The sequence below is a fragment of the Methanobacteriaceae archaeon genome (assembly GCA_029219465.1).
GTDB lineage: Archaea > Methanobacteriota > Methanobacteria > Methanobacteriales > Methanobacteriaceae > Methanocatella.
In genome coordinates, this window is the sequence record JAQXTL010000007.1 from 92,900 (window position 1) to 116,205 (window position 23,306).

The 23,306-nt window shown below is 30.7% G+C and carries 24 protein-coding genes; 7 read left to right on the forward strand and 17 right to left on the reverse strand.

The genetic code is table 11. The features are described 5' to 3' along the window. Positions 1 to 35: 35 nt before the first annotated feature. The 8 genes from PUD86_05795 to PUD86_05830 form a co-directional block, all read right to left on the reverse strand. A complete protein-coding gene (locus PUD86_05795; GenBank protein ID MDD6776786.1) occupies positions 36 to 740 on the reverse strand; it encodes a hypothetical protein in 705 nt (234 codons plus the stop codon). Positions 741 to 767: 27 nt separating this feature from the next. Further along, complete coding sequence (locus tag PUD86_05800; GenBank protein MDD6776787.1) at positions 768 to 1,268, reverse strand: nitroreductase family protein; 501 nt, start codon at positions 1,266 to 1,268, stop codon at positions 768 to 770. Next, on the reverse strand, positions 1,269 to 2,825 hold the full coding sequence (locus PUD86_05805; protein ID MDD6776788.1) for a chloride channel protein: 1,557 nt from the start codon (positions 2,823 to 2,825) through the stop codon (positions 1,269 to 1,271). It lies immediately after the preceding gene. Between the two features lie 78 nt (positions 2,826 to 2,903). Then, positions 2,904 to 3,386, reverse strand: coding sequence for a hypothetical protein (locus PUD86_05810; GenBank protein MDD6776789.1), 483 nt, complete (start codon positions 3,384 to 3,386; stop codon positions 2,904 to 2,906). A 39-nt stretch (positions 3,387 to 3,425) separates the two neighbouring features. Further along, entirely contained in the window at positions 3,426 to 3,743 is a 318-nt protein-coding gene (locus PUD86_05815; GenBank protein MDD6776790.1) for a transcription factor S, read from the reverse strand. Between the two features lie 95 nt (positions 3,744 to 3,838). Beyond that, positions 3,839 to 4,159 (reverse strand): DUF2149 domain-containing protein, encoded by a 321-nt coding sequence (locus tag PUD86_05820; GenBank protein MDD6776791.1) that lies wholly within the window; start codon positions 4,157 to 4,159, stop codon positions 3,839 to 3,841. A 7-nt stretch (positions 4,160 to 4,166) separates the two neighbouring features. Further along, on the reverse strand, positions 4,167 to 4,811 hold the full coding sequence (locus PUD86_05825) for a MotA/TolQ/ExbB proton channel family protein (protein MDD6776792.1): 645 nt from the start codon (positions 4,809 to 4,811) through the stop codon (positions 4,167 to 4,169). Positions 4,812 to 4,826: 15 nt separating this feature from the next. Next, complete coding sequence (locus tag PUD86_05830; GenBank protein MDD6776793.1) at positions 4,827 to 5,537, reverse strand: DUF2162 domain-containing protein; 711 nt, start codon at positions 5,535 to 5,537, stop codon at positions 4,827 to 4,829. 159 nt (positions 5,538 to 5,696) lie between these two features. Here PUD86_05830 and PUD86_05835 point away from each other — a divergent pair, with 159 nt between their 5' ends. The 3 genes from PUD86_05835 to PUD86_05845 all read left to right on the forward strand — a co-directional run bounded on the left by PUD86_05835 (position 5,697) and on the right by PUD86_05845 (position 8,710). After that, the gene (locus PUD86_05835; GenBank protein MDD6776794.1) at positions 5,697 to 6,998 is read left to right on the forward strand and encodes a phenylacetate--CoA ligase; all 1,302 of its coding nucleotides are present in this window, start codon (positions 5,697 to 5,699) and stop codon (positions 6,996 to 6,998) included. Positions 6,999 to 7,008: 10 nt separating this feature from the next. Further along, complete coding sequence (locus PUD86_05840) at positions 7,009 to 7,440, forward strand: acetolactate synthase (protein MDD6776795.1); 432 nt, start codon at positions 7,009 to 7,011, stop codon at positions 7,438 to 7,440. Positions 7,441 to 7,603: 163 nt separating this feature from the next. Beyond that, entirely contained in the window at positions 7,604 to 8,710 is a 1,107-nt protein-coding gene (locus tag PUD86_05845; GenBank protein MDD6776796.1) for an acyltransferase family protein, read from the forward strand. A gap of 106 nt (positions 8,711 to 8,816) precedes the next feature. Here PUD86_05845 and PUD86_05850 read toward each other — a convergent pair whose 3' ends face one another. Then, positions 8,817 to 9,800, reverse strand: a complete 984-nt coding sequence (locus tag PUD86_05850; GenBank protein ID MDD6776797.1) for a beta-ribofuranosylaminobenzene 5'-phosphate synthase — start codon at positions 9,798 to 9,800, stop codon at positions 8,817 to 8,819. A 50-nt stretch (positions 9,801 to 9,850) separates the two neighbouring features. Then, positions 9,851 to 10,351, reverse strand: coding sequence for a ferritin (locus tag PUD86_05855; GenBank protein MDD6776798.1), 501 nt, complete (start codon positions 10,349 to 10,351; stop codon positions 9,851 to 9,853). A 73-nt stretch (positions 10,352 to 10,424) separates the two neighbouring features. On the opposite strand from PUD86_05855, the gene nudC reads away from it, so the two are divergent. Further along, a complete protein-coding gene (gene nudC, locus PUD86_05860) occupies positions 10,425 to 11,216 on the forward strand; it encodes an NAD(+) diphosphatase (GenBank protein ID MDD6776799.1) in 792 nt (263 codons plus the stop codon). On the opposite strand, the gene PUD86_05865 is transcribed toward nudC, so the two are convergent. Together PUD86_05865 and PUD86_05870 are read right to left on the reverse strand one after the other, a co-directional pair. Further along, positions 11,211 to 12,386: a pyridoxal phosphate-dependent aminotransferase gene (locus PUD86_05865; GenBank protein MDD6776800.1), complete on the reverse strand. Its 1,176-nt coding sequence runs from the start codon at positions 12,384 to 12,386 to the stop codon at positions 11,211 to 11,213. The two genes, nudC and PUD86_05865, sit on opposite strands and share 6 nt — an antisense overlap. Beyond that, a complete protein-coding gene (locus PUD86_05870; GenBank protein MDD6776801.1) occupies positions 12,373 to 12,915 on the reverse strand; it encodes a nitroreductase family protein in 543 nt (180 codons plus the stop codon). The genes PUD86_05865 and PUD86_05870 overlap by 14 nt, the downstream gene beginning before the upstream one ends. A gap of 37 nt (positions 12,916 to 12,952) precedes the next feature. On the opposite strand from PUD86_05870, the gene PUD86_05875 reads away from it, so the two are divergent. Then, on the forward strand, positions 12,953 to 13,438 hold the full coding sequence (locus tag PUD86_05875; GenBank protein MDD6776802.1) for a DUF308 domain-containing protein: 486 nt from the start codon (positions 12,953 to 12,955) through the stop codon (positions 13,436 to 13,438). 431 nt (positions 13,439 to 13,869) lie between these two features. On the opposite strand, the gene PUD86_05880 is transcribed toward PUD86_05875, so the two are convergent. The 3 genes from PUD86_05880 to PUD86_05890 form a co-directional block, all read right to left on the reverse strand. Continuing rightward, positions 13,870 to 14,505: a flavodoxin family protein gene (locus tag PUD86_05880; GenBank protein MDD6776803.1), complete on the reverse strand. Its 636-nt coding sequence runs from the start codon at positions 14,503 to 14,505 to the stop codon at positions 13,870 to 13,872. A gap of 60 nt (positions 14,506 to 14,565) precedes the next feature. Then, positions 14,566 to 15,843: a serine--tRNA ligase gene (gene serS / locus PUD86_05885; protein ID MDD6776804.1), complete on the reverse strand. Its 1,278-nt coding sequence runs from the start codon at positions 15,841 to 15,843 to the stop codon at positions 14,566 to 14,568. A gap of 132 nt (positions 15,844 to 15,975) precedes the next feature. Then, complete coding sequence (locus PUD86_05890; protein ID MDD6776805.1) at positions 15,976 to 16,347, reverse strand: helix-turn-helix domain-containing protein; 372 nt, start codon at positions 16,345 to 16,347, stop codon at positions 15,976 to 15,978. 395 nt (positions 16,348 to 16,742) lie between these two features. Between PUD86_05890 and PUD86_05895 the strand changes: the two genes are divergently transcribed. Continuing rightward, positions 16,743 to 18,449 carry an ABC transporter ATP-binding protein gene (locus PUD86_05895; GenBank protein ID MDD6776806.1) on the forward strand — a complete coding sequence of 569 codons (1,707 nt, stop codon included), beginning with the start codon at positions 16,743 to 16,745 and terminating at the stop codon, positions 18,447 to 18,449. Beyond that, positions 18,446 to 20,242, forward strand: a complete 1,797-nt coding sequence (locus PUD86_05900; protein MDD6776807.1) for an ABC transporter ATP-binding protein — start codon at positions 18,446 to 18,448, stop codon at positions 20,240 to 20,242. The genes PUD86_05895 and PUD86_05900 overlap by 4 nt, the downstream gene beginning before the upstream one ends. Before the next feature lie 8 nt (positions 20,243 to 20,250). Here PUD86_05900 and PUD86_05905 read toward each other — a convergent pair whose 3' ends face one another. Together PUD86_05905 and PUD86_05910 are read right to left on the reverse strand one after the other, a co-directional pair. Next, positions 20,251 to 21,615, reverse strand: a complete 1,365-nt coding sequence (locus PUD86_05905) for an MATE family efflux transporter (GenBank protein MDD6776808.1) — start codon at positions 21,613 to 21,615, stop codon at positions 20,251 to 20,253. 89 nt (positions 21,616 to 21,704) lie between these two features. Beyond that, positions 21,705 to 22,988 carry an O-acetylhomoserine aminocarboxypropyltransferase/cysteine synthase gene (locus tag PUD86_05910; protein ID MDD6776809.1) on the reverse strand — a complete coding sequence of 428 codons (1,284 nt, stop codon included), beginning with the start codon at positions 22,986 to 22,988 and terminating at the stop codon, positions 21,705 to 21,707. Between the last annotated feature and the right edge of the window lie 318 nt (positions 22,989 to 23,306).

The following is a 23,306-nucleotide window of genomic DNA, read 5'->3' on the forward strand; positions in this document are numbered from 1 at the left end:
AAAAAGAAAAATAAATGAAATAAATCATTTATTGTTTATTTTTTCCTACGTGAAATAGGAACTAAAGCTACAACAATCAATACTAAAACCAAAACAGCAATTGGAAGACCAGTTTGTCTTAATTGTTTTTTAGTCACATTATTGTTTTGTTTTAAAACTTTATTTTGTTTTACAATTTTGTTTTTTAATGGAGCATTTTTATCAACATTCAATGAATCATCATTTCCATTAGTTCCGTTTAAATCACTGTCCCCATCATCATCGTCAGTGGAATTATCATCATCTACAATATCAGAATCATCATCGTCTGTAGAATTATCATCATCTACAATATCAGAATCATCATCAGTATCATTTTCAGGTGTGTCATCAACATCCTGACCATCATTTGAGTAAACTACATTAAATGAGTCACCGTTTTGACTTATTTCTTTTGAATATGATGCTACATCATCAATAGATATACTGTAGTCTCCACCAGTTGCTGATAAAGAATCCTGCCATCCATTAGCTTGTGATAAAGTTAAAGTACCAATAACCTTACCGCCGGATTTAATAGTTACAGAAATACTTGAAGGTCTATTATCAGTATTACCATCATCATTCCAGGAAACGGATACTTTAACCTTTGAGTTTTCAACTTGAGTATCATCATTAGCATTTTCTTCAGCAGAAATAACTCCTACTGAAACCACTAAAACTAATAAAATACCAAGTATTGCAAATAGTTTTTTTGACATACTAATAGTTCTAAAATTAATAATAAATTAATATTTATCAAAGTGAACTTTGGATTTATCATACCTTAAATTTACTTCACTTTCCTCTTCAGGATAACCAATACAGATTACTGAAAAAGGAATGCAGAAGTCTGGAATATTTAAATATTGTTTTAATTTTAAGGTTCTATCTTCAATCGGGTGAAATCCAAGCCATACACTGCCCAAGCCTTCATGAGTGGCCTGAAGAAGAATATTTTCATTACATGCCCCCAAATCCTGTTCAATCATTCTTATTACTTTTGCATTATTTAGATTTCCAAGTGTAACAATAAGATGTGATGCACCGGCAGCAGGTTTTGCAAATTTATGCATTTTAGAAATTGCAAGTTTATCTTCATCATCTGATACAACAATAAACTCCCATGGCTGTGAATTACATGAAGAAGGTGCCTGCATAGCTGCTTTTAGTAGATTTTCGATTTTTTCATCACTGACTTTTTCATCTCTAAATTTACGAACACTTTTTCTTTTAAAAATTAAACTCATCTAACCACCAAATAATTCTTCAATTTCTTCACGTACATACGGATAATCATTTACATCAGTTAAAATCTGAACCTGATCGCTGTATTTAATGTTAAAGTCTTCAGTTGGAATTATATATTTACCATTACGAATAACTGATACTACAATTGCATTTTTTGGAAATGGAATGTCCTTAATTTTAAAATTGATATAGTCACAGTCAAGTGGCACAACATATTCTGATAACACATGCCTTGAAGGCTTTTTAACAAATTCTCTGTTTTTGTTTAAAAGTAATCTATCATATAATGACTCATATATCGGTTCATTTCCTAAAATTGTTGGAACAACGTAAGCTATTAGAGATACAATAATCATTGCAACTAAAGACTCTGTAGAACCGCACATTTCAGCTATTAAGACAATTCCAGTTATTGGAGATCTTACAGTAGCTGCAAAAAATCCTGCCATTGAAATAACAATGAATTTATAGATTAAAACATGCTCCATACCCAAGGCTGGAACTACAACAGATCCAAATATTGCTCCAATATATGCTCCCAATACTAAGATTGGTAAAAATATTCCACCAGGTGCTCCTGATGAGAATGAAAACATTGAAAACAAGTATTTTAAGACTAAAAGAAGGACTAAAACACCTAAAGATGGAATAGCTACACCTAACATGTCCATCATGAAGTGTCCACCATCACTGATTTGTGGAATTGTAAGTGCTACAACACCAGAAATAATAAAAACAGCTACAAATTTAAGCTGAGAAGGTATTTTAAGACTGTTTACAAAATCACTTGACTTTATCATTCCAATATTATACACATATCCTATAACACCAATGACAATTCCTAAAACAATTAAAATCCAGTAGTTTTCCAAAGGAATGTTGTTTATTGGAAATGTTAAAACAGTAGACTGGCCAAAAATAGATTTTGAGATAAAATCAGATACAATAGCAGATACTAAAGCTATAAAAATTAATGTTTTATCAAAACCATGATTGATTTCTTCCATAACAAATAATACTCCAGCTAGTGGAGCATTAAATGCTGCAGTAATACCAACAGCAGAACCAACAAGTATTAATCTTAATTCATCGGTTTTTGATCCTTTAAAAAGACGTGCAACACCTTTTCCAGCCATACCACCAATTTGAACTGATGGACCTTCAGGACCTAATGATAAACCACCAAGAGCAGTCATTACCCCTGCAACAATTTTAGAAAACAGCACTTTTGCCCAATTAGCTTCCATATGCCCTTTTACTTCAGCATAAACCTGAGGTATTCCACTACCTGAAGAGTCAACTTCCCACTTGGTTATCCAATCGATTAAAAGTCCTAAAACAGCTAAAAAAACAAAAAATAGCACAATATAAACTACATTAGTTTGAATTATAGTTAAATAATTTCTTAAAATATGTTCTGATTCAGAAAGTAAAAAACGATACAAACACACCATTAATCCTGCAAATATACCTACCATTACTCCCTGAACAGATAAACGGAAGATATATTTTGGATTTTCAACAATTGATTTTAATGTTTTTTCAAGGTTTTTCATTAATTATTGATTTAAATCAAATAATATAAAATAATATTGTTTTTAAGTTTAAGTAATTTTATCTAAACTAAAACAATATTAAAAAATACAAGGCCAAATCATCATTAACCCAATCATTATCATTACAAAATGAGGTAAATATTCTGCAACAGCCTCAGGAACATATTTCATGACGTTACTACCTTCTGTAGAACCTAATGTGATTGCAATAGCTTCAAAAACAGTCAAAATAGGAATATAAATCCAGCTTAGAGTAGCAAATATTACAAGACTGTCTGAACCAAGCAATAATGCATTGACTTTTTCAGGGAATTTAACACCACTTATTCCAATAATCTGGATAATTATAATTAATACTCCACAAAAACATTTAAAGAAATCTTTGGATACAAAAAATAGCACAATACTTCCAATTAGTACTCCAAAAATACTGAATAATGTTTCAATTCCTAAATAAGAACGAATATTTTCCTTAAGAGTGCATCCATTTACACTTGTTATGATAAATGTGTCAATAACAAGACCAGATAATAATATAATTGTTTCTAATAGACTATGCATACATTCTAGAATTATATTTCTAAGATATTATAAAATTAACTAATTAGAACTTCTCCAGGTGTTTCCGCATTTTGCACATCTGATGAAATTAGTTGGTGCCTCATCAGCAGATCTTGTCTGTACAGTCCACCAGTATCCTTTTGTTCCACCACATTTATAGCAGGTTATTCTTGTGGTTGGAAGTGCTACATTGTTGTTGTCTGTTACAATTACCTTGGTTTCAGGTTTGGTTTCTCCTTTCATATGATATTGTTGTTCTAAATCATCATTTGTTAAGGATTTTTCATAACCACAGCTACATTTAATTGTACCATTTTTAGGCATTAGCATTGCACCACATTCAGGACAGAATTCCATATAATTAAACACCCATAAAAAGTTGTAAGTATTAATTTAATAAAAATAGTTTATAAATATTTGTTTTTTAAAAAAAAAGTTTGAATGTGGAAGGTTTAACCCTCCACCATAATCAGCTTACCGGTAGCAGGGTCTTTGTATACCTTACCCATTTCGGTATATCCTTGACCAGAACTGTTTGAAGTGTCTGGAGTTTCGTTTAATTGCTGGCCTTGGTCTACTTCAGTAGTTTGTTGTTGCATAGCTTCCTGCATACTTTGGTCAGGATCAATCATAGCCTGCATATTCCAGCTTATGATTACAAAAACAAGAAAACCAACAGCAATAACAAGCATTGCATCTACAAGGTTAGCAATACCAGTCATCGGGTCTTCTTCTACTCTTTTTGACCTACGCCTACCATTTTTCCTTACCATAAAACCACTATTTATTCATATAATCAAGAACTGCATCAATTAAAGCATCTAAATCAGATAAATATCTGTCATACCATGAAGATCTAAGTTTACCAATGAAATAACATAATGCACTAGAACCAATACCAACAATAGTTGTGTTAAATGCAACAGTTAAGGAACTTGCAAGAGTATTGATGTCTCCTGCACCTAATGCTGCAAGACCTGGACCCATAGGGATTAAAGTACCCATTAAACCGATAGTTGGACCAAGACGAGTAATAATATCTGTTTTTCTTAATGATTCGATAGTTTTTTCTTCTTCAAATTCGAATAATTTACGAGCAAGAGCTTCTCTTGAAGAGTCACCTAATGATTCAGAAGATGCAATTTCAGTTAAAACCTTTTTTTGAGATTTTGGAATATCAGCATTTGAAATTACACTTTTTAACTCATCAACAGATTGTGAAGCATTAATATCATAAATTAAATCTCTAATTACTCCAACAGGAACCTTTTTTCTGGATGTATATTCTGAAATAGCTCCACCTAATGTAATAATTGTAATAATAACAATTACAAGTAAAATAACCAATACAGGAATAGTTAAGCTTTGAGAAATAACATCAAGAGAACCTGTTAAAAATTCTCCCCCAGGAATGCTTAAAACCATATTTTTTCACCTAAATTATTTTAAAATGTTTCTGCCTCTTTTATTCAAGACCATACCTCCAAATAATAAAATTGCAAATGCAATTATAATCATAAGGATGTCTTGAGGAGAAGCAATTGTAATGGAAAGAGAAGTTTTGGTAAGAGCTGCTGCAATATTTGGAATTACAATAGCTGAAAGTAAGAAATACGCACCTAAAAACAACATGAAATTACCTAAAACAACAGGATAAGGTTTATCAATGAATTTTATAATTGTATTTGATGCAAAATAAGTTACAATCATTACTCCAACCAATGCTACTGCTGCATAACAGCTTAAATCAAATGTAGCAATGTTTATACTTGGTGCAACGATTAAAACGCTAGCAACAATTGAACCAAAACAGCATGGACAAGGAGCGATAATAGCTAAGGAAGTTGCAGTTGATGTGTTTTTGTCGTGTATTTTCCATTCTCTTATTGTAAAAAGACCGGCAATAATCATGATTGAAGCCATAATAATATAAAACATTGTATTATAACCATAAATTGCCTGAACAAGTTGATCTGTGAAAAATGAAGCAATATAAGAAATAATAATTATTCCTGCACCATATGATATACAGATTCCTGCAAACAATTTTTTTGACAAATCAGCCAAACCAGATGCAAGTCCTATTTTTATTCCAAAAATAACAACAGATGCGAAAATTCCAAACTGCCATAAAACACTCATAATATCCATATTAATTTCCTCTTTATCAATTTAAATTTAATAAACTGCAAATTAATATTACTAATTTATTATATATAAAATTTTATAGGAAAATTTATTTTAAATGAGTAAGTTTTAAGGTGCTTAAAATATAATATTTATAATATTAATAAAAAAATGAGGCAAAATATGTTTTGGAACGAAGAAATTGAGACAATGCCAAGGCAAGACCTTGAAGAATTACAGTTAAAAAAACTCCAAGCAACTGTAAAAAGAGCTTTTGATAAAATTCCTTACTATAACAAAAGATATAGTGAAGCAGAAGTTTATCCGGAAGATATTGAAACATTAAAAGATATCGAAAAACTTCCATTCATCACAAAAGACGACTTAAGAGAAAGCTACCCTTACGGACTTTTTGCAGTAGATCTTAAAGATATTAAAGAATTACATTCATCATCAGGAACAACCGGAAAACCAGTAGTTTCAGGATACACCAGAAAAGACTTGGATACCTGGGCAGAAACTACAGCACGTGGACTTACCATGATGGGACTTGGTGAAGACGACATTATTCAAAATACTCACGGATACGGAATGTTTACTGGTGGATTTGGAGTTCATTACGGATCTCACAAAATCGGTGCAACAATTATCCCAATTTCAACAGGACAAACAAGAAGACAAATCGAAATTATGAGCGATTTTGGAACTACCGGACTTATTTTCACACCATCTTATGGTATTCACATTGGAGAAGTTGCTCTTGAAGATGGAATTGACCCAAAAGACCTTGGAATCAAAGCTATTGGATTTGGAGCTGAAATGTGGACTGAAGAAATCAGACAAAAAGTCGAAGAACTCTTTGGTGCAAAAGCATACAACATCTACGGATTAACAGAACTTATGGGTCCGGGAGTTGGTGTAGAATGTAGTGCACAGCAAGGTTTACACATTGCAGAAGACATCTACTATCCTGAAATCATAAACCCAGATACTGGAAAAGTGATTGGTGGAGGAAAAACCGGAGAATTAGTTTTAACCAATCTTGAAAGAGAAGGAATGCCAATCATAAGGTTTAGAACCAAAGATTTAACCACAATTACTTATGATAAATGTGATTGTGGAAGAACTCATGCAAGAATGAGCAGAATAACCGGTAGATCTGACGATATGATTAAAGTTAAAGGAGTAGCTATTTTCCCATCACAAATTGAAAAAGCATTGCTTAAAGTTGGTGATGTAGAGCCTCATTACATGATTATAGTTACAAGACCTGGAACATTAGATGAAATCGAAGTAAAAGTAGAAGCATCAAAAGATCTTTTCTTTGACGGTGTAAAAGAAATGATGGACATCCAGACTAAAATTGGAAAATCCATTGAAAACGAAACCGGAATTAGAGTTAAAGTAACACTTGTTGAACCAAAAACTTTACCAAGATTTGAAGGAAAAGCAAAAAGAGTAATTGATAAGAGAAACTTACACTAGGTGAAAAACAATGAAAATTCAACAATTATCCATATTTTTACAAAACAGAGTTGGAAATCTCTCCAAACCATTAGAATTACTTTCACAAAATAATGTAAACATAAGAGCATTATGTATGGCGGATACATCTGAGTTTGGTATTTTAAGACTTGTTGTAGATAGTCCACAAAAAGGAAAAGAAATCTTAGAAGAAAACAATTTCCTTGTTAAGATTACAGACATCATTGGTGTTGAAATGACTGACACTCCAGGTGGTCTTACTTCAGTTTTAAAAGTCATTAGAGAAAATGATGTTGATTTAGAATATCTTTATGCATTTACCCACGATAAAGTTGGTAAAGCTATTTTATTATTGCACTCAGATGACCTTGAAGGTTTAATATCTGCATTGCAAAAAAACAATGTTCCTATTGTTCCGTCAAAAGAAGTTTACAATTTATAATTACTTCTTTTTCTTCTTTTTTTAATTTTTTAATAATTTAAACTGATTTTAAACTTCTCAAATTCAAAAGGTTTAAAATTGATGTTAATTAAAATATATGATGTTAATAATTTTTTTTAACTTTTTAATAGGAAGAAAAATATGAATTTAAAAAAATCAGTGTATGACGGAACAAAGCGTATTTTTTTATTTAGATGCTTTACGTGTAATGGCTATTGCATGTGTTATTATGATACATGTATATACCAGAATGAGAGGATTTATCCTTACTGAATATGCTTTTCCACCTTCATTTAACTGGCTTATGACACTATTTTTCGGAAATGTACCTAGGATTGGTGTAGATTTATTCCTGATATTGTCTGGAGCATTGTCTCTTGGTCGTGTTTGGGATATTAAATCGTTTTTAGGTAAAAGAATACCTAGAATTATTTCACCATTCGTATTTTGGAGTGTTTGTATAGTACTTTCTGTTATGATTGTTTCTGTAACAATTCCAGGCGTATTTAAATTACCTGAACAAGGATTTACTATTAGCGGATTTTTAAACTTGTTTTATGCTTACATTATGGCTGCTAAACCATATGCGCATCAAAACTGGTTCTTCTGGATGATTTTAGGAACTTATTTGATCATGCCAATATTCAACAAATGGATATTGCACGCTGATTTTAGTGAAATCGAATATTTCTTGGTATTCTGGTTAGTTACCTGCTTTTTCGACTACACATTAATGACAGCTTGTCCAATTAAATTATCCTACTTTACAAGTCCAATAGGTTTAGTTGTTTTAGGGTATTATCTAAGACATACTGAAAGAAAACTTCTAAACAATGCTTACTTTGGAATTGGATTAATTATAATTTCTATTATCTTAACAATGATTTTAGGATATTATTTATCTGACGTACATGAAATTTATACTTTCAACAGATATTCCATTTTAAACTCCATTACTGTTATTGGAGTATTCGTATTGTTTAAAACTTACAATCAGTTAAGAATTTACAAATTTTTAACTAAATTCAAAGACAGTTTTATTAGTGTAGTATATCACAATTCAGTATTTTCAATTGCAAAATACAGTTACGGAATTTACTTAATTCACTTAGTTATACTTCACGTACTTATCCCAATTGTTGTTGGATTTGCAAATTCATATAAAGTAAGTTTTATGTTATGCTTCGTTTTATGTTTAGGTATTTCCTGGGCAATTATGGCTATATTAAACAGAGTTCCTAAGGTAAACAACGTTATTGGTGCTAAATAAGTCAATTTTAAAATTTAAAACAAGATTATAAATCAAAATGATTTATAATTAATTTTCTTTTTTTGGTAAAATGGTGATGAAGTACTGAAATTCAATAGAATAACAACTATTTTTCAATGGTAAATCCGTGATTTTGTGCTTTGGTTACAAAAACAGTACCATTTTCTCCGATGATTTCTTTGGTTTTTTCTACGATTTCTTCATTTGATTCGTCAAATACTGTGTATAAAACTGGTCCAAATGAGGAAATACCTACACCATATGCTCCAGCTTTTTCAATAGCTTTCATTAATGGTAAGTAACTGTCATCAAGAGAATGTTCTAATTTGTTGAAACCAACTTTTTGAAGCTCACTTACAGCCCATCCAAAGTTTTTAATATCTTTTTCAAGCATGAATGGAATGAGGTTCATTAAAATCAAGTGAGATACCTGTTCTACTTCTTCTTTTGGAATAGGACAATATGTTTGGAAAACATCTACCTCATCGTCACCTTCCATATGCTTTTCAATTCTTGGAATAGCTATTAAAATATTCCATTCTTCAGGAAAATCATATCTAGCGATTAATGTTGCAGGTTTTGCCTTTGATGCACCAGAAGGTAAGAATAATGGTTTTTCTTCTTTACTGTGTCCACCATCAACAATAAATCCACCTAAATCGTGTGTGTATGTTCCAATTCCAGAAGTACCTCCCCTTCCAACAATACTACTGAGAGTTCTGCTTTCAACTTCAATACCCATTGTTTCAGTTATTAAATGAGCAGTTGAGATAGAAATTTGAGTTCCACTACCAAATCCGGAATGTGGAGGGTAAGTGTTGTGAACAGTAAATTTGAAACCAGAATCAATGTCGAAGTGTTCAATAGTCTTTTTAGCTGCATCAGGGATTTTTTCTCTACATTCTTCAATAGCTTCAACGTCATCTACAGTATCTGCAAATTCAAGTTCAATCCCGCTTTCAATTTGTTCAATTTCCAATACAAATTGAGGGTCAGCTAATGCAAGACCAATACCACCATCAACTCTCCTATATGATCCGTTTAAATCAATAAGAGACATGTGTATTCTTGAAGGTGCTCTAATAATCATTTTTTCACTTCCGATAAACCTTAAAAAAATAAGTTAAAGACTAGAAAGATCTAGTCTTGAGTTGGTACACGAGTAGCCAATTCTTTGTTTAATTCGTAAATTAATCTGTTGTCGCCATCAGCTAATTTAGCTTTTGCAACTAATTCCATTGCGTTTTCTTCTTCTTCAACTTGTTCTTCAACAAACCATTGTAAGAAGTTGTTGGTTGCGTGATCTTTTTCTTCGATAGCGATATTTACTAAATCATTAATAAGACCAGTTACCATTTTTTCATGTTCTAAAACATGTTCAAATGCAGCAAGAGGGCTTTCCCATTCAGTTTGTGGTCCTTCAATAGCAGTTAAGGTTACAGAAGCTCCTCTTCTGATAATGTAATCATAGAATTTAATTCCATGTTCTAATTCCTCATTTGCTTGAACTCTCATCCAGTTAGCAAATCCGGATAAATCTTCATCTTCAAAATAAGCTGCCATAGATAAGTACAAATAACCTGAGTAAATTTCAGCATTTAATTGAGCATTTAATGCTTTTTCCATATTTTCTGATACCATAATATCACCATTTTTAACTTTTGTTTTTAATTTAATATAAATTTTAAGTAATTAAAAAGTTAAATTATTAAATATGATTGAAAAGTCCCTTTATGAAAATTATGAGATTGATTTTAGTGAAAATATCACTCCAAATGATGATGATTACTTATTTATTTTTAATAACGAAAGAGAATTATTCTTAGATTCAAATAAACAATTACCAAAATCCCTAGATGGTTTTGATGTTAATTTCCATTTATATATTGGACAATACAATGGTAAAAAAGCATTTGCAATTAATGTTAACACTAAAGATTCATTTTACAATTTAAGAGATGTTTATGAAATTGATGCTGATTTATATCATATTGCATCCAGAGCGGTTTTAGTTAGTGACTGGTATATGACATTCCAGTTTTGTGGAAGATGTGGTGCTAAAACACAATTAGATGAAAAAGACATGATGTTAAAATGCCCTAAGTGTGGTCAAATGCATTATCCTCGCATCGCTCCTGCAATTATTGTAGCTATTAGAAAAGGTGATGAATTGCTTATGGCAAAACACAGTTATCATAAGAAAATAAGATATGCTCTAATAGCTGGTTTTGTTGAACCTGGAGAAACCATTGAAGAAGCAGTTCACAGAGAAGTTTTAGAAGAAGTAGGAATTAAAATTAAAAATCTCCAATACAAAAGAAGTCAAACATGGCCATTTCCAAACTCACTTATGTTCGGATTTAGCGCAGAATATGAATCCGGTGATATAAAAGTTGATGGTGATGAGATTTTAACTGCAAAATGGATTAAAAAAGAAGATGTGGAACCACCAGAAACCGATATCAGTATCGCATCCTGGTTAATTGAAGAATTTTTAAAATCATAACCCCTGGTTAATAATGGTTAAAGCATGAATTCCTGCTTTTAACCTTCCCAAACCTTCTTTTAATAATTTTTGAGGACATGCAATATTCATTCTTAAAAATCTGTCCCCACATTTACCAAAATCAACACCTGCTGATAAAAACAAGCCCTGATTGGTTCTTAAAAATCCTGATAATACTTTAGAAGAAACATTTAACTTAGAACAGTCAAGCCATAAAAGATATGTTGCATCACACTCAACCAATTTAATTATTGGCAATTCCTCTTCAAGATACTTTTTAACAATCTGTTTATTTTCAAATATTACTTCTCTTAGCTCATCCAACCATTCTTCAGACTCATTATATGCAGCCATTACAGCACATGCCGCAAATACATTACAGGAACTTGAATCATCAATATGTAACTGTTTATGTATTTTTTCATGTAAATCATTATTTTTTGTATGAACAATAGAACTTTTAAATCCTGCAATATTAAATGATTTTGAAGGGGATAAACAAGTTATTGCATTTTTATAATCATAAGATGCCTCAAATGGATTGTATTTAACACCAGGATTAGTTAAATCACAGTGAATTTCATCAGATATTAATATAACATCATATTTATCACATAACTCACCAATTCTTTTTAACTCATCCTCAGACCATATTTTACCGATTGGATTGTGAGGATTACATAAAAGCATCATTTTAACATCTGATAATTTATCTTCCAAATCATCAAAGTCAATTGAATACTGTCCATTTTCATAAACCAGTTCATTTTCAACAACCTGACGGTTATTATCCTCAATTACATGGAAAAATACATGATAAACTGGAGACTGGATTAATATTTTATCTCCAACTTCTGTTAAGCATCTAATCATTGAAGATATTGATGGCATTACCCCAATTGAGTAAAGCATATCATCACGAGACATTTTAAAGTTATAACGTCTATCCCACCAGCCAATATATGATTCAAATAGCTCATCTGGAACAATTGTATAACCAAATACTGGATGATTTGCTCTTTTTGATATTGCATCGTTAATTGCAGGTGCAACCTTAAAATCCATATCTGCTACCCACATTGGAAGATCATCATCAAAAAGATCCCATTTTAGACATTGTGTGTTTTTTCTCTCAATTACACTTTCAAAATCATATTTAGTATTTTTCATAGTGAATTCTCTCTTCATCAAATTTATCCATAAATTTATTTTCAAAACCATCTGCAGGATATCCTAATGTAATAATACAGTATGGTTTTAATTCTTCAATATCATCAATTCCAATGATTTTTCCTATTTTGGACATTCTTTCTTCTTCCGGCGCTACTCCATTCCAAAGTCCACCTAAACCAATGTTAACTGCTTCAAGCAACATATTCTCAGCAGCTGCCCCCATATCCTGTTGCCAGACTGTTTTATAGAATGCTCTTTTAATGTTTGCAACTAAAACAATAGCAACCGGAGCATCACTTACACGAGGTTTTATTTCACCTAACTGTTTTAGTGTTTGTTTATCTTTAACTACAACAAACTCCCATGGTTCTGCACCAAGTCTAGATCCTGGAGCTTGCATACCTGCTTTTAATATTTTTAAAATCAATTCATCGTCAACATCTTTGTCTTGATATTCACGAATACTTCTTCTTGTGTTTATAATTTCTTCAAATTCCACCATACTTATAAATAACAATTCAATCATATAAATAATTAATTTTAATATAAAATGAGGTGTACACATGGAAACTGGAAAAATTGCTGGTATTGTAAGTATTGTACTTGGTTTAATGTTTATTGTATTCCCAATGTTTTCTTCTGAATTAGTTTCAGCTATTGTTGGAGTGAGTTTAATATTCCTAGGTATTTCAATATTTTTAATGGGAATGACTATGCACAGTTATGAAATGCCATTTTCAATAGTTGCTTTTGCAATTGGAGCTATAACAGTACTTCTAGGTATAGGATTTATCTTCTTCTTTGATGCTCTTTCATTCTTAGTAGGATTCCAATTCTATATTATTGGATTTATTATGATTGCATTCGGAATTACTGGATTAATCTCTAGATTCAGTAAAATTTCTGCATTTTCTTCAATTATTGTTTTAATAATGGGAGTAGTATTAATTGCTCTTGGAGCATTTGCAGTTAAAGAACCAATATTTATTGCAATCATTATTGGTGTTGTTTTAATCATAGAAGGTGTATCTTTCCTTTTACATAGTTAAGACTTGGCCAATAACATTATTGAACACTAACCATCACCATATCCACTTATTAACCAAGCCTTTGGGTTAAACCCGATTTAATAATCTGATTTTAAAAATAAATAAAAATATTTGAAGTGTGAAAAAACACACATACACATTTAAAAATAAATTAAATAATACTTCTTATGCATTACTTTTAAATAGTTTAAACACAAATTGTACATATACAAAGGTGATAACATGATAATGGAAAACCTAAAGTATATAGCAATTGTAGTATCAGTGATTTGATTAGTTTTTTCAGCTTATGTAACCTATAAACGTAATTTTGATAAAAATGATATGATAATTACATTTTTATGGCTTACAATAGTTATTAAAGACTTAACCATCTTATTAAACTAAGTTATAAAAAAAGGGCATTAATCAAATATTAATGCCTGAAATATTTATTTTGAGGATAATTTAGCACCAATCTCAAAAGCTTTTTCCAAATCTTTTGGGAATTGTAAAATCCACTGTTTTTCTTTTGCTTCCTGTGAAAATCCAGCCATATTGAATTTAGAATAATCACTTACCTGTATAGTGTCACAAACAGGATAAGTAACAACCTCACCATTTAAAAATGAGAATAAAAATTCAGTACTTGATAAGCTTTCTTTCATTGACTGTTCGTAAAAGTCTAAAGGAGCATTCATTGTGTAGAAAATTCCTACATTTAATTTGCCAGTATAATAACTTGATCCATCATCATAGGACATTATACAAAAGATTAATCTTTCAACTAATGCTCTAAATTCACTTGTAGGCTGTCCAAAGTAGATAGGTGAGCCGATAAGTAGTGCATCTGCATCTAATATTTTTTCAATAACATCAGTTAAGTCATCTCTCCAGTAGCATTTTCCTTTGGTATTTTGTTTTAATTTACATTTAAGACAACTTCTACATCCTGTAAAAACCAAATCGTATAAATTAAAGTACTCTACTTCAGCACCAACTGATTCTGCACCTTTTTGAGCAGATTGCATTATCTCAGCAGTATTCCATTTTTTTCTTGGACTTGCATTAATAACAATAGTTTTCATAAAAAACACCTAAGATTAATACATTTAAAATAAATTTTAAAAAAAAAATAAGAAAAGAAGCTAGTATTTAGCTTCAATTACAGTTTTTCCATTCATGTAAGGGACTAACACTTCAGGAATTTTAATACTACCGTCTTTTTGTTGGTAGTTTTCTAAAATACAACACATTGTTCTTTCAGTTGCAATAGCTGTACTGTTTAATGTGTGTAAAGTTTGAGCATCTCCAGAACCTGCTCTTCCATAACGTGTTTTGGTTTTACGTGCTTGGTAATCTTTACAGTTAGTACAGGATACTAATTCCCTAAATGCTTTGGAACCAGGGAACCAAGCTTCTAAATCGTATTTAATAGCTGCATTATCATTTAAAGCAGATGATACAATAGCGATAACCTGATATGGAATTCCTAATTTTTGATAGATTCTTTCAGTTACTTCCATTAAGTGATCATGTTGATTTCTTGAGTCTTCAGGAGTGGAGTAGATGAATTGTTCAATTTTTTCAAATTGGTGAACTCTAAAAATTCCTAAGGTATCTTTTCCGTGAGAACCTGCTTCTTTTCTAAAACAGGTTGAAAATGCACAGTATCTTAATGGTAATTCTTCAGGAGGGATGATTTCATCTCTGTGAAGTGCTGCTAAGGTTTGTTCAGCAGTTGCAATTAAGTACATGTCTTCGTTTTCTACTTTGTATAAAGTTTCTTCAAATTCACCAAGCTCAGAAGTTTCTGCTGCAACTGCTCCTTTTACGAAGAATGGAGTTTGCATTGGAATGTAACCTTCTTCTTCAAGTTCTGCTAAAGCAAATTGAATTAAAGCTAAGTTTAAGTGTAAAATATCTCTTTTCAAGTAGTAGAAACGAGCTCCTGCAATTTCTGATGCAGTTTCAAGGTCTGCCCCATCAATTTTTTTAATTAAATCTACGTGATTTAATAATTCAAACTCAGGTTCTGGGATTTCACCATAGGTTCTAACAACCACATTGTCATCTTCAGTATCAGAAATTGGAACATCTTCATCAATAAGGTTTCCAACTTTATATCTGTGGCGTTCTCTGAGTTTTAAGTATTCATCATTTTTAGCAGTTAATTCTTTGATGTCATTTGCTACCTGTTTGGATTTAGCAACGACTTCTTCAAAGTTTCCTTCTTCTTTTGCTTTTTTAAATGATTTGGATAATTTATTTTTCTCAGATCTTAAGGCGTTGAGTTTTTTCTCACCTTCTCTCCATAAATTATCATATTCAATTACTTTTTCGACATTCTCAGTGTCTCTAAATCTTTTCTTTTCAGAGTCTATAATTATTTCTGGATTTTCTCTGAATAATTTTATATCTAACAATTTTCGTCCCCTAATTTGTTAATCATTATATTGTATGATTTTTTTATTTCTTAAATGTAATGTTTAAATTGGTAAAAATCTCTAAAAAATAAGTTGAAAATAAAAAATAGGATATAAAAAAATTAAGAAAAATTATAATAATTTTTCTTTGAATACTGATTTTAACTCAGTTTTGGTTTTGTCAGTGTAGTTTTCACTATCCACACTAAAGATTGCCATTTCATAAATAATTTTATTTAATGACTGACCTTTATCTGTCAAGTAATACCGGACATTCTTTTTGTCGTATTTGTCAACAATACGCTTAATTAAACCGTTATCCTCCATATCTTTAAGACAACTGCTTAAAACTCTATTGGATAATTTTGGTTTATTTTCCTTAAATTCATTAAATCGTGTTTTACCAAAAAATAAATCGTTTATAATTTGAACAACCCATTTTTTCCTGATTAATTGAATTACATTATCTATTGGGAAATTCATTAGTTGAGCATTTGCGTTCACAATAAAAACCTCCAATAAAAGTATTATATAATGATTATTTTAGAAACATATAAAGTTATCTATCAAAGTGAGTAAATGGTTACCAAAAACTTTTAAATATTACTTACCTATGTTTAATTGAAAGTACATTATTAGTACTTTCAGAGATGGCGAAAATCAAAATCAAAAATTTAATGAATAATGAACGTGATGGTAAAAATTTTCCTCCAATAGAAAATAAAGCGGTATATCATGGGATTTTAAACAAATTTTTGATAGGGCATTACGCTGTGATCAACTTCAAAAAAATATTTCCTATACATAAATTTAATTAATAAAAAATTAAAAAACACCATCTCTATTTTTTTCTATTTTTTTATAAAACTTTTATTTATATTAAAAATCTATAACACTATATGAAAAAGTTATTAGCACCAATGAAAAATAAAATTCCATCAATTTTATCTATATTCTTATTTTTAATTATTCAGGTATACTGTGATTTGACATTACCACAATACACTTCAGATATCGTTGATATTGGTATTCAAAATGCAAATCTTCAGTTTATTATAAATACAGGAGCAATAATGCTTTTAATGGTTGGAATTTCAGCACTTGCTACTGTAGGAGTATCTTACTTTTCAAGTAGAGTCTCATCAGGCTATGCAAAGGATTTAAGAAAGATTGTTTATGAAAAAATCCTTAAATTTTCCAATCACGAATTAAATACAATATCCAGATCTTCTTTAATTACCCGTACAACAAATGATGTAAATCAGCTTCAAAATGTATTAGGTATGATTTTTACAACATTATTGTTTGCACCCCTTTTGGGAATTGGAAGTATTATAAAAGCATTTGAACTTGGAACAAATTTATCATGGATTATTCTTGTAACATTTATCGCAGTAACACTTCTTTTAATTATTGTTACTCTAAGAGTTCTTCCTTACTTTAAAATAACTCAGGAAATCATTGATAAAATTAATAGAATTACAAGAGAAGTATTAATTGGAATTCCTGTTATCAAGGCATTTGTAAGACAAGACTATGAAACAGAAAAGTTTAGAGCAACAAATCAGGAATTTTATGATGTTAATATCTTTGTATTTAGAACAATGCTAATAATGATGCCACTTATGACTTTAATTATGAATATTATGGTTGTTTTAATCTTATACTTTGGTGCTCATGAAGCTATAAACGGTGGAATCCTTACAGGAGACATAATAGCTTTTATTCAGTATTCTACTCAGATTGTAACTTCATTTTTAATGATTGGTGCATTTATGATTATTCTTCCAAGAATTCTTGTTTCAGGAAGACGTATTAATGAAGTTTTAACAACTAAAATCACAATTACTGACGGCGAGATTAAAAAAATCAATGAAAAACCAACTCTTGAGTTTAAAAATGTCTATTATCAGTATCCTGGAAGTGAAAAGGAAACTCTTAGGGATATTAACTTTAAATTGGAATCTGGAAAAACCACAGCAATTATTGGTGGTACTGGAAGTGGAAAATCAACTATTCTTAATTTGATTCCAAGACTTCAAGATCCAAGTTCCGGTGAGATATTACTTGACGGTGAAAACATTAAAAACTTTAATTTAACCACCCTAAGAGATGCTATCAGTTTTACTCCGCAAAAAGCTATTTTATTCCAGGGCGATATTAAATCAAACCTTAAAGTTGGAAAACAGGACGCTAGTGACGAGGAAATTGAAAATGCACTAAAAATAGCTCAGGCAGATTTTGTTGAAGATTTAAATGAAGAAGTTACACAAGGCGGTTCCAATTACTCCGGAGGACAAAAACAACATCTATCTATTGCAAGAGCAATTATAGGTGCTCATGACTTTTATTTGTTTGATGACTGTTTTTCTGCTCTTGATATGAATACAGAACGTGTAATTAAAAATAATTTAAAAAATCTAAAAGATTCCTCAATTTTAATTATCTCACAAAGAGTTTCAACTATTATGGATGCTGATGAGATACTTGTAATTGACAATGGAGAAATTATTGCAAAAGGAAAACATGATATGTTGGTTGAAGATTGTGAGGTATACAGAGAAATCGTAAACACTCAGATTGATAAAATGGATGTGGGATTATGAGTCCAAAACCACTTAAAAGAAAACCACCTGAAAAGCCAGTGGACAATAAAAAAGCTATTAAAAACATTTTAACACTTTTAAAAGACCATAAGGCTAAATTAATCATAACAATAGTGTGTGCGATTATCTCAACTGCATTTACTATAATAGCTCCACTTTTAATTGGTAAATCAACTACAATAATCTATGAAGGAACAACAAAAATCATAAATCATACTGGAACTATTGATTTAAACTCACTTATTAATCTTTTAATAATTGTAGTTGTTTTATATGTTGTTAGTGCGCTATTTTCATATTTACAAAGCTATTTTATTATTGAGTTATCAACAAAAATCAGTTTTGATTTAAGGCAAAGAATAATGGATAAAATTCTTTATTTACCTATGGAAAAGATTGGAGAAAACAAAAGAGGAGATATTTTATCCAGAATGACAAATGATATTGATTCACTTCAGCATGGAATATCCCAGTCATTTATTCAGCTAACAACAGCAGTAATTACTCTTGTTGGTGTATTTATTATGATGTTATCTATTAATGTCATAATGGCTCTTGCAACCATTGTTCTTGTGCCTATTGCATTTTTAGTAATTAAATTCATTACAAAACACTCACAAAGTTATTTCTTAAAACAATTAGAGTTTAAAGGTAGTTTAAATGGTCAAATTGAAGAAACATTCACAGGCCATGACATTATACGTGCATTTAACCAGGAAGAAATTTCAATGGAAAAATTTGAAAAAGACAACAATAGCTGGTTTAACAATGAATGGAAATCACAGTTCTTTTCCAGTTTAAATGGTCCTTTGATGAATTTCATTTCAAATTTCACCTATGTTGTAATTGCAGTTTTAGGTGCTGTATTTGTTCTTCAAAAAGCAATAGCTGTTGGAGATATTTTAGCATTCTTCCAGTACTCACAAAGCTTTACAAGACCAATTCAGCAAATTACAAGAGTTATGAATCAAATTCAAACTGCAATGGCTGCTAGTGAGCGTATCTTTGAGTTTTTAGATTTGGATGATGAGGAAAATCCATCAACAAGAAAACTTGATACAATAAATGATAACATCACTTTTGAAGATGTAAGTTTTGGATACAGTCCTAATGAAAAAATTATTAAAAATTTAACATTTGAAGTTAAAAAAGGACAAAAAATAGCAATTATCGGAGAAACTGGAGCTGGAAAAACAACTATTGTTAAATTGCTTATGAGATTTTATGATATTGATTCAGGATCAATTAAAATCGACGGTGTTGACATTGATGAATATGACAAGCACTCACTTAGATCACACGTCGGAATGGTTTTACAAGACTCCTGGCTGTTTTCAGATACCATTAAAAGTAATATTCGCTATGGAAACCTCGAAGTCAGCGATGATGAAATCGTTGATGCATCTAAACAGGTTTATATTGACAATTTCATAAGACAGCTTCCAGATGGATATGAAACAACACTAAATGAAGACAGTGACAATATATCCCACGGACAAAAGCAGTTATTGACAATAGCTAGAACAATTCTCTCATCAAAAGAAATCTTAATTTTAGATGAAGCAACTTCAAGTGTTGATACAAGAACTGAAAAGTTAATTCAAAAAGCTATTGATAAATTAATGGAAAATAAAACAAGTTTTATTATTGCTCATAGATTATCAACAATTAGAAATGCAGATAAGATTATTGTTATTGAAAATGGTGAGATAATCGAGCAGGGAACACACGAAGAGCTTCTTGATTTAAAAGGATATTATTACAATACTTTAAATTCTCAAAGTAGGGAATAATAAGTATTTTAATTAATACACCTTTTTTTAAATTTTAAATTAAATATCCAGATAAATACAAAGCCAATAAGTGAACCAATATTCATTCCAATTATTGTTCCAAGATATACTCCAAATATTCCCATATTTAATGTGATTCCAAATAAATAAGCAAGTCCCATACTTAAAATCAGTTCTCTAAGTATGGTTAGTGCAAGTGATTTAAATCCAGACCCTACTGCCTGATAAACGTATGCTGCAGTAGCACCAAATGGAATCATAAAATTATAAAATACAAGTAGCTGCAATATCTCAGCTGAACGTGTGATTAAATAAGGATCATTTGCGGTAAATGTAAATATATCACACAAAGGATATGCAAAAAAGAAAAATACAACACTAAAGATTAATGTGATAATCAAACTTAAGAATGTTGAATATTTTATTGTTAAATCAAAGTTTTCACTATTTCTAGCACCATATGCCACACCTGAAACTGTTATTGTTGCAATACCAATTCCCATACACGGTAAAAATGCCATTGATATAAATCTCCAAGCTATTGTAAATGCTGCAACTTCACTGATTCCTGATGTAATTATAATTAAATAATTTAGAATTATTGCAACAAGTGAAAAGATTATTTCTTCTGTTCCTGCAGGAAGTGATACTACAAGGATATTTTTATATATATCCCATTTAGACTTATAAGAAGCAAGTTTAAAACTGAAATATGAATCTTTTTTTACAAAAATCCAGTATAACATCCATAAAAGTCCAATAAATGAAGCCAATACTGTTGCAAATCCTGCTCCAAAAATGCCCAATTTGAATACATAAATAAAAATCGGGTCTAAAACCATATTCAATACGTAAGTTAACACCAATGGAGAGGTTGCTCTTTTTACATTTCCTTCAGCTCTAAAAATACTTGCAAGAACATTAGGAAGTAGAAATACAATATTCAAAAAGAATATGATTTCACCATAGTCTAAGCAATATGTACTTACACTGCTTGCACCAAGCAATATAACCAAATCCTTTAAAAAGAAAATACCTATAATTAAAACAATAGCTGAAACAATAAGTGTCAAAATAATTGAGTGAATAATTGCATTATTTACATCTTCACGCCTATCTGCTCCAAGATATCTGGAAATCAGTGAATTAGTACCTGCACCAAGACCAGTTCCAAGACCAATTATAACAAGATAAAGTGGAGAAATAAAACCTAAAGCTGCAAGAGCATCAGCATTAATTCCAGCAACCCAGAAACTATCAATTAAATTATTCAAAAACATTAAAAGAATTGAAAAAATTGTTGGAAAAGCCAGTTTGTTAATTGCCTTTACAGGGTTTCCAAAAATAGATTCGATATTTTCACTAGATTGCATAACTAGTATATATTGAATTTTAAGTTTAAACAGTTATCTAAAATGATTAGAGAAAAAAAGAGGAGGTTGAAAGTTAAAAAACTTTCAGTTTAAATTTTATCCAAAGCTTGGTCTACATCAGCTAAGATATCTTCAATATCTTCAATACCAACAGAGAACCTGATTAAGTCTGGAGTTACACCAGTAGCTTTTTGTTGTTCTGGGGTAAGTTGGGAGTGGGTAGTTGATGCAGGGTGGATAACTAATGACTTAGCATCTCCGATGTTTGCTAATAATGAGAGTAATTCAACGTTTTCGATGAATTTAATAGCACCATCGTATCCAGCTTTAAGACCGAATGAAACGATTCCACCATAACCTTTTTCAGCATATTTTTTAGCTACTTCGTGGTTTGGAGAGGATTCTAATCCGGAATAAGTTACCCAAGCAACTTTTGGATGTGCTTCTAAATGTTTTGCAACAGCTAATGCATTTGAAGCATGCTTTTCAATTCTAAGACCTAAAGTTTCTAAACCTTGTAATAACAAGAATGATCCAAATGGAGAAGGTACAGCACCAGTGTCTCTTCCGATAACTGCTCTGATTCTAGTAGTAAATGCAGCTCCTTCGAGTTCTCCAAATACTAAACCGTTGTAGGTTTCATCAGGATCAGATAAGGTTGGGAAGTTACCGTTTAACCAGTCAAAGTCACCTTTTTCGATGATAATTCCACCAAGAGTAGTACCGTGACCACCGATGTATTTGGTTGCAGAGGAGGAAATAATATCTGCACCATGGTCAAATGGTCTTACAGATCCAATACCAACAGTGTTATCAGCAATTAATGGAATTCCGTGAGAGTGAGCAATTTCTGCAATCTTCTCAAAGTCAGGAATATCGAGTTTTGGATTTCCAATAGATTCCACGTAAATTGCTTTTGTTTTATCATCAATAGCTTCTTCGAATAATTCTGGAGATTGTGAGTCCACAAAGGTTACGTCACGTCCTAATTCTTTTAAGGTATTTTCAAATAACTCAAAGGTTCCACCATACAAGTTATCTGCAGAAACGATGTTATCTCCAACTTGGGTTAAATTGATAATAGTGTAAAAGATTGCGGACATTCCACTAGCTGTAGCGTATGCTGCACTTCCACCTTCAATTGCAGCCATCCTTTTCTCAAATGCTTCAGTAGTAGGATTAGTAAGTCTTGTGTATATGTTTCCGCCTTCTGCAAGAGCAAATCTGTTTGCAGCTTGTTCAGGAGAGTCGAATACATAAGAAGTTGTTTGATAGATTGGTACAGCACGTGAACCAGTTTCGTCAACTTCTTCTTGACCCGCATGAAGGCCAATAGTTGAAATATTTTTTTTATTTTTTATTTCATATGCCATATTAATCACATAATTTATTTTGTAAACGTAAATATAAGAATATACCTATTTTTGGTATATATAATTTTTTTATAACAATAGTTATATTTAATTTTATAGAGAATAATAAAATTTCCTCTACAATATAACAATTGTTATTATTAGTATATAAATATTTTGGAGACTATAACTAAAACATATCTGCAATATAACAATTGTTATTTAATAGTATATAAAAATATTGTAGAATGTATTGAAATTACATCTACAATATAACAATTATTTTTTTGTACATGAATAGTTTGTAGAAAGTACATCTACAATATAACAATTGTTATT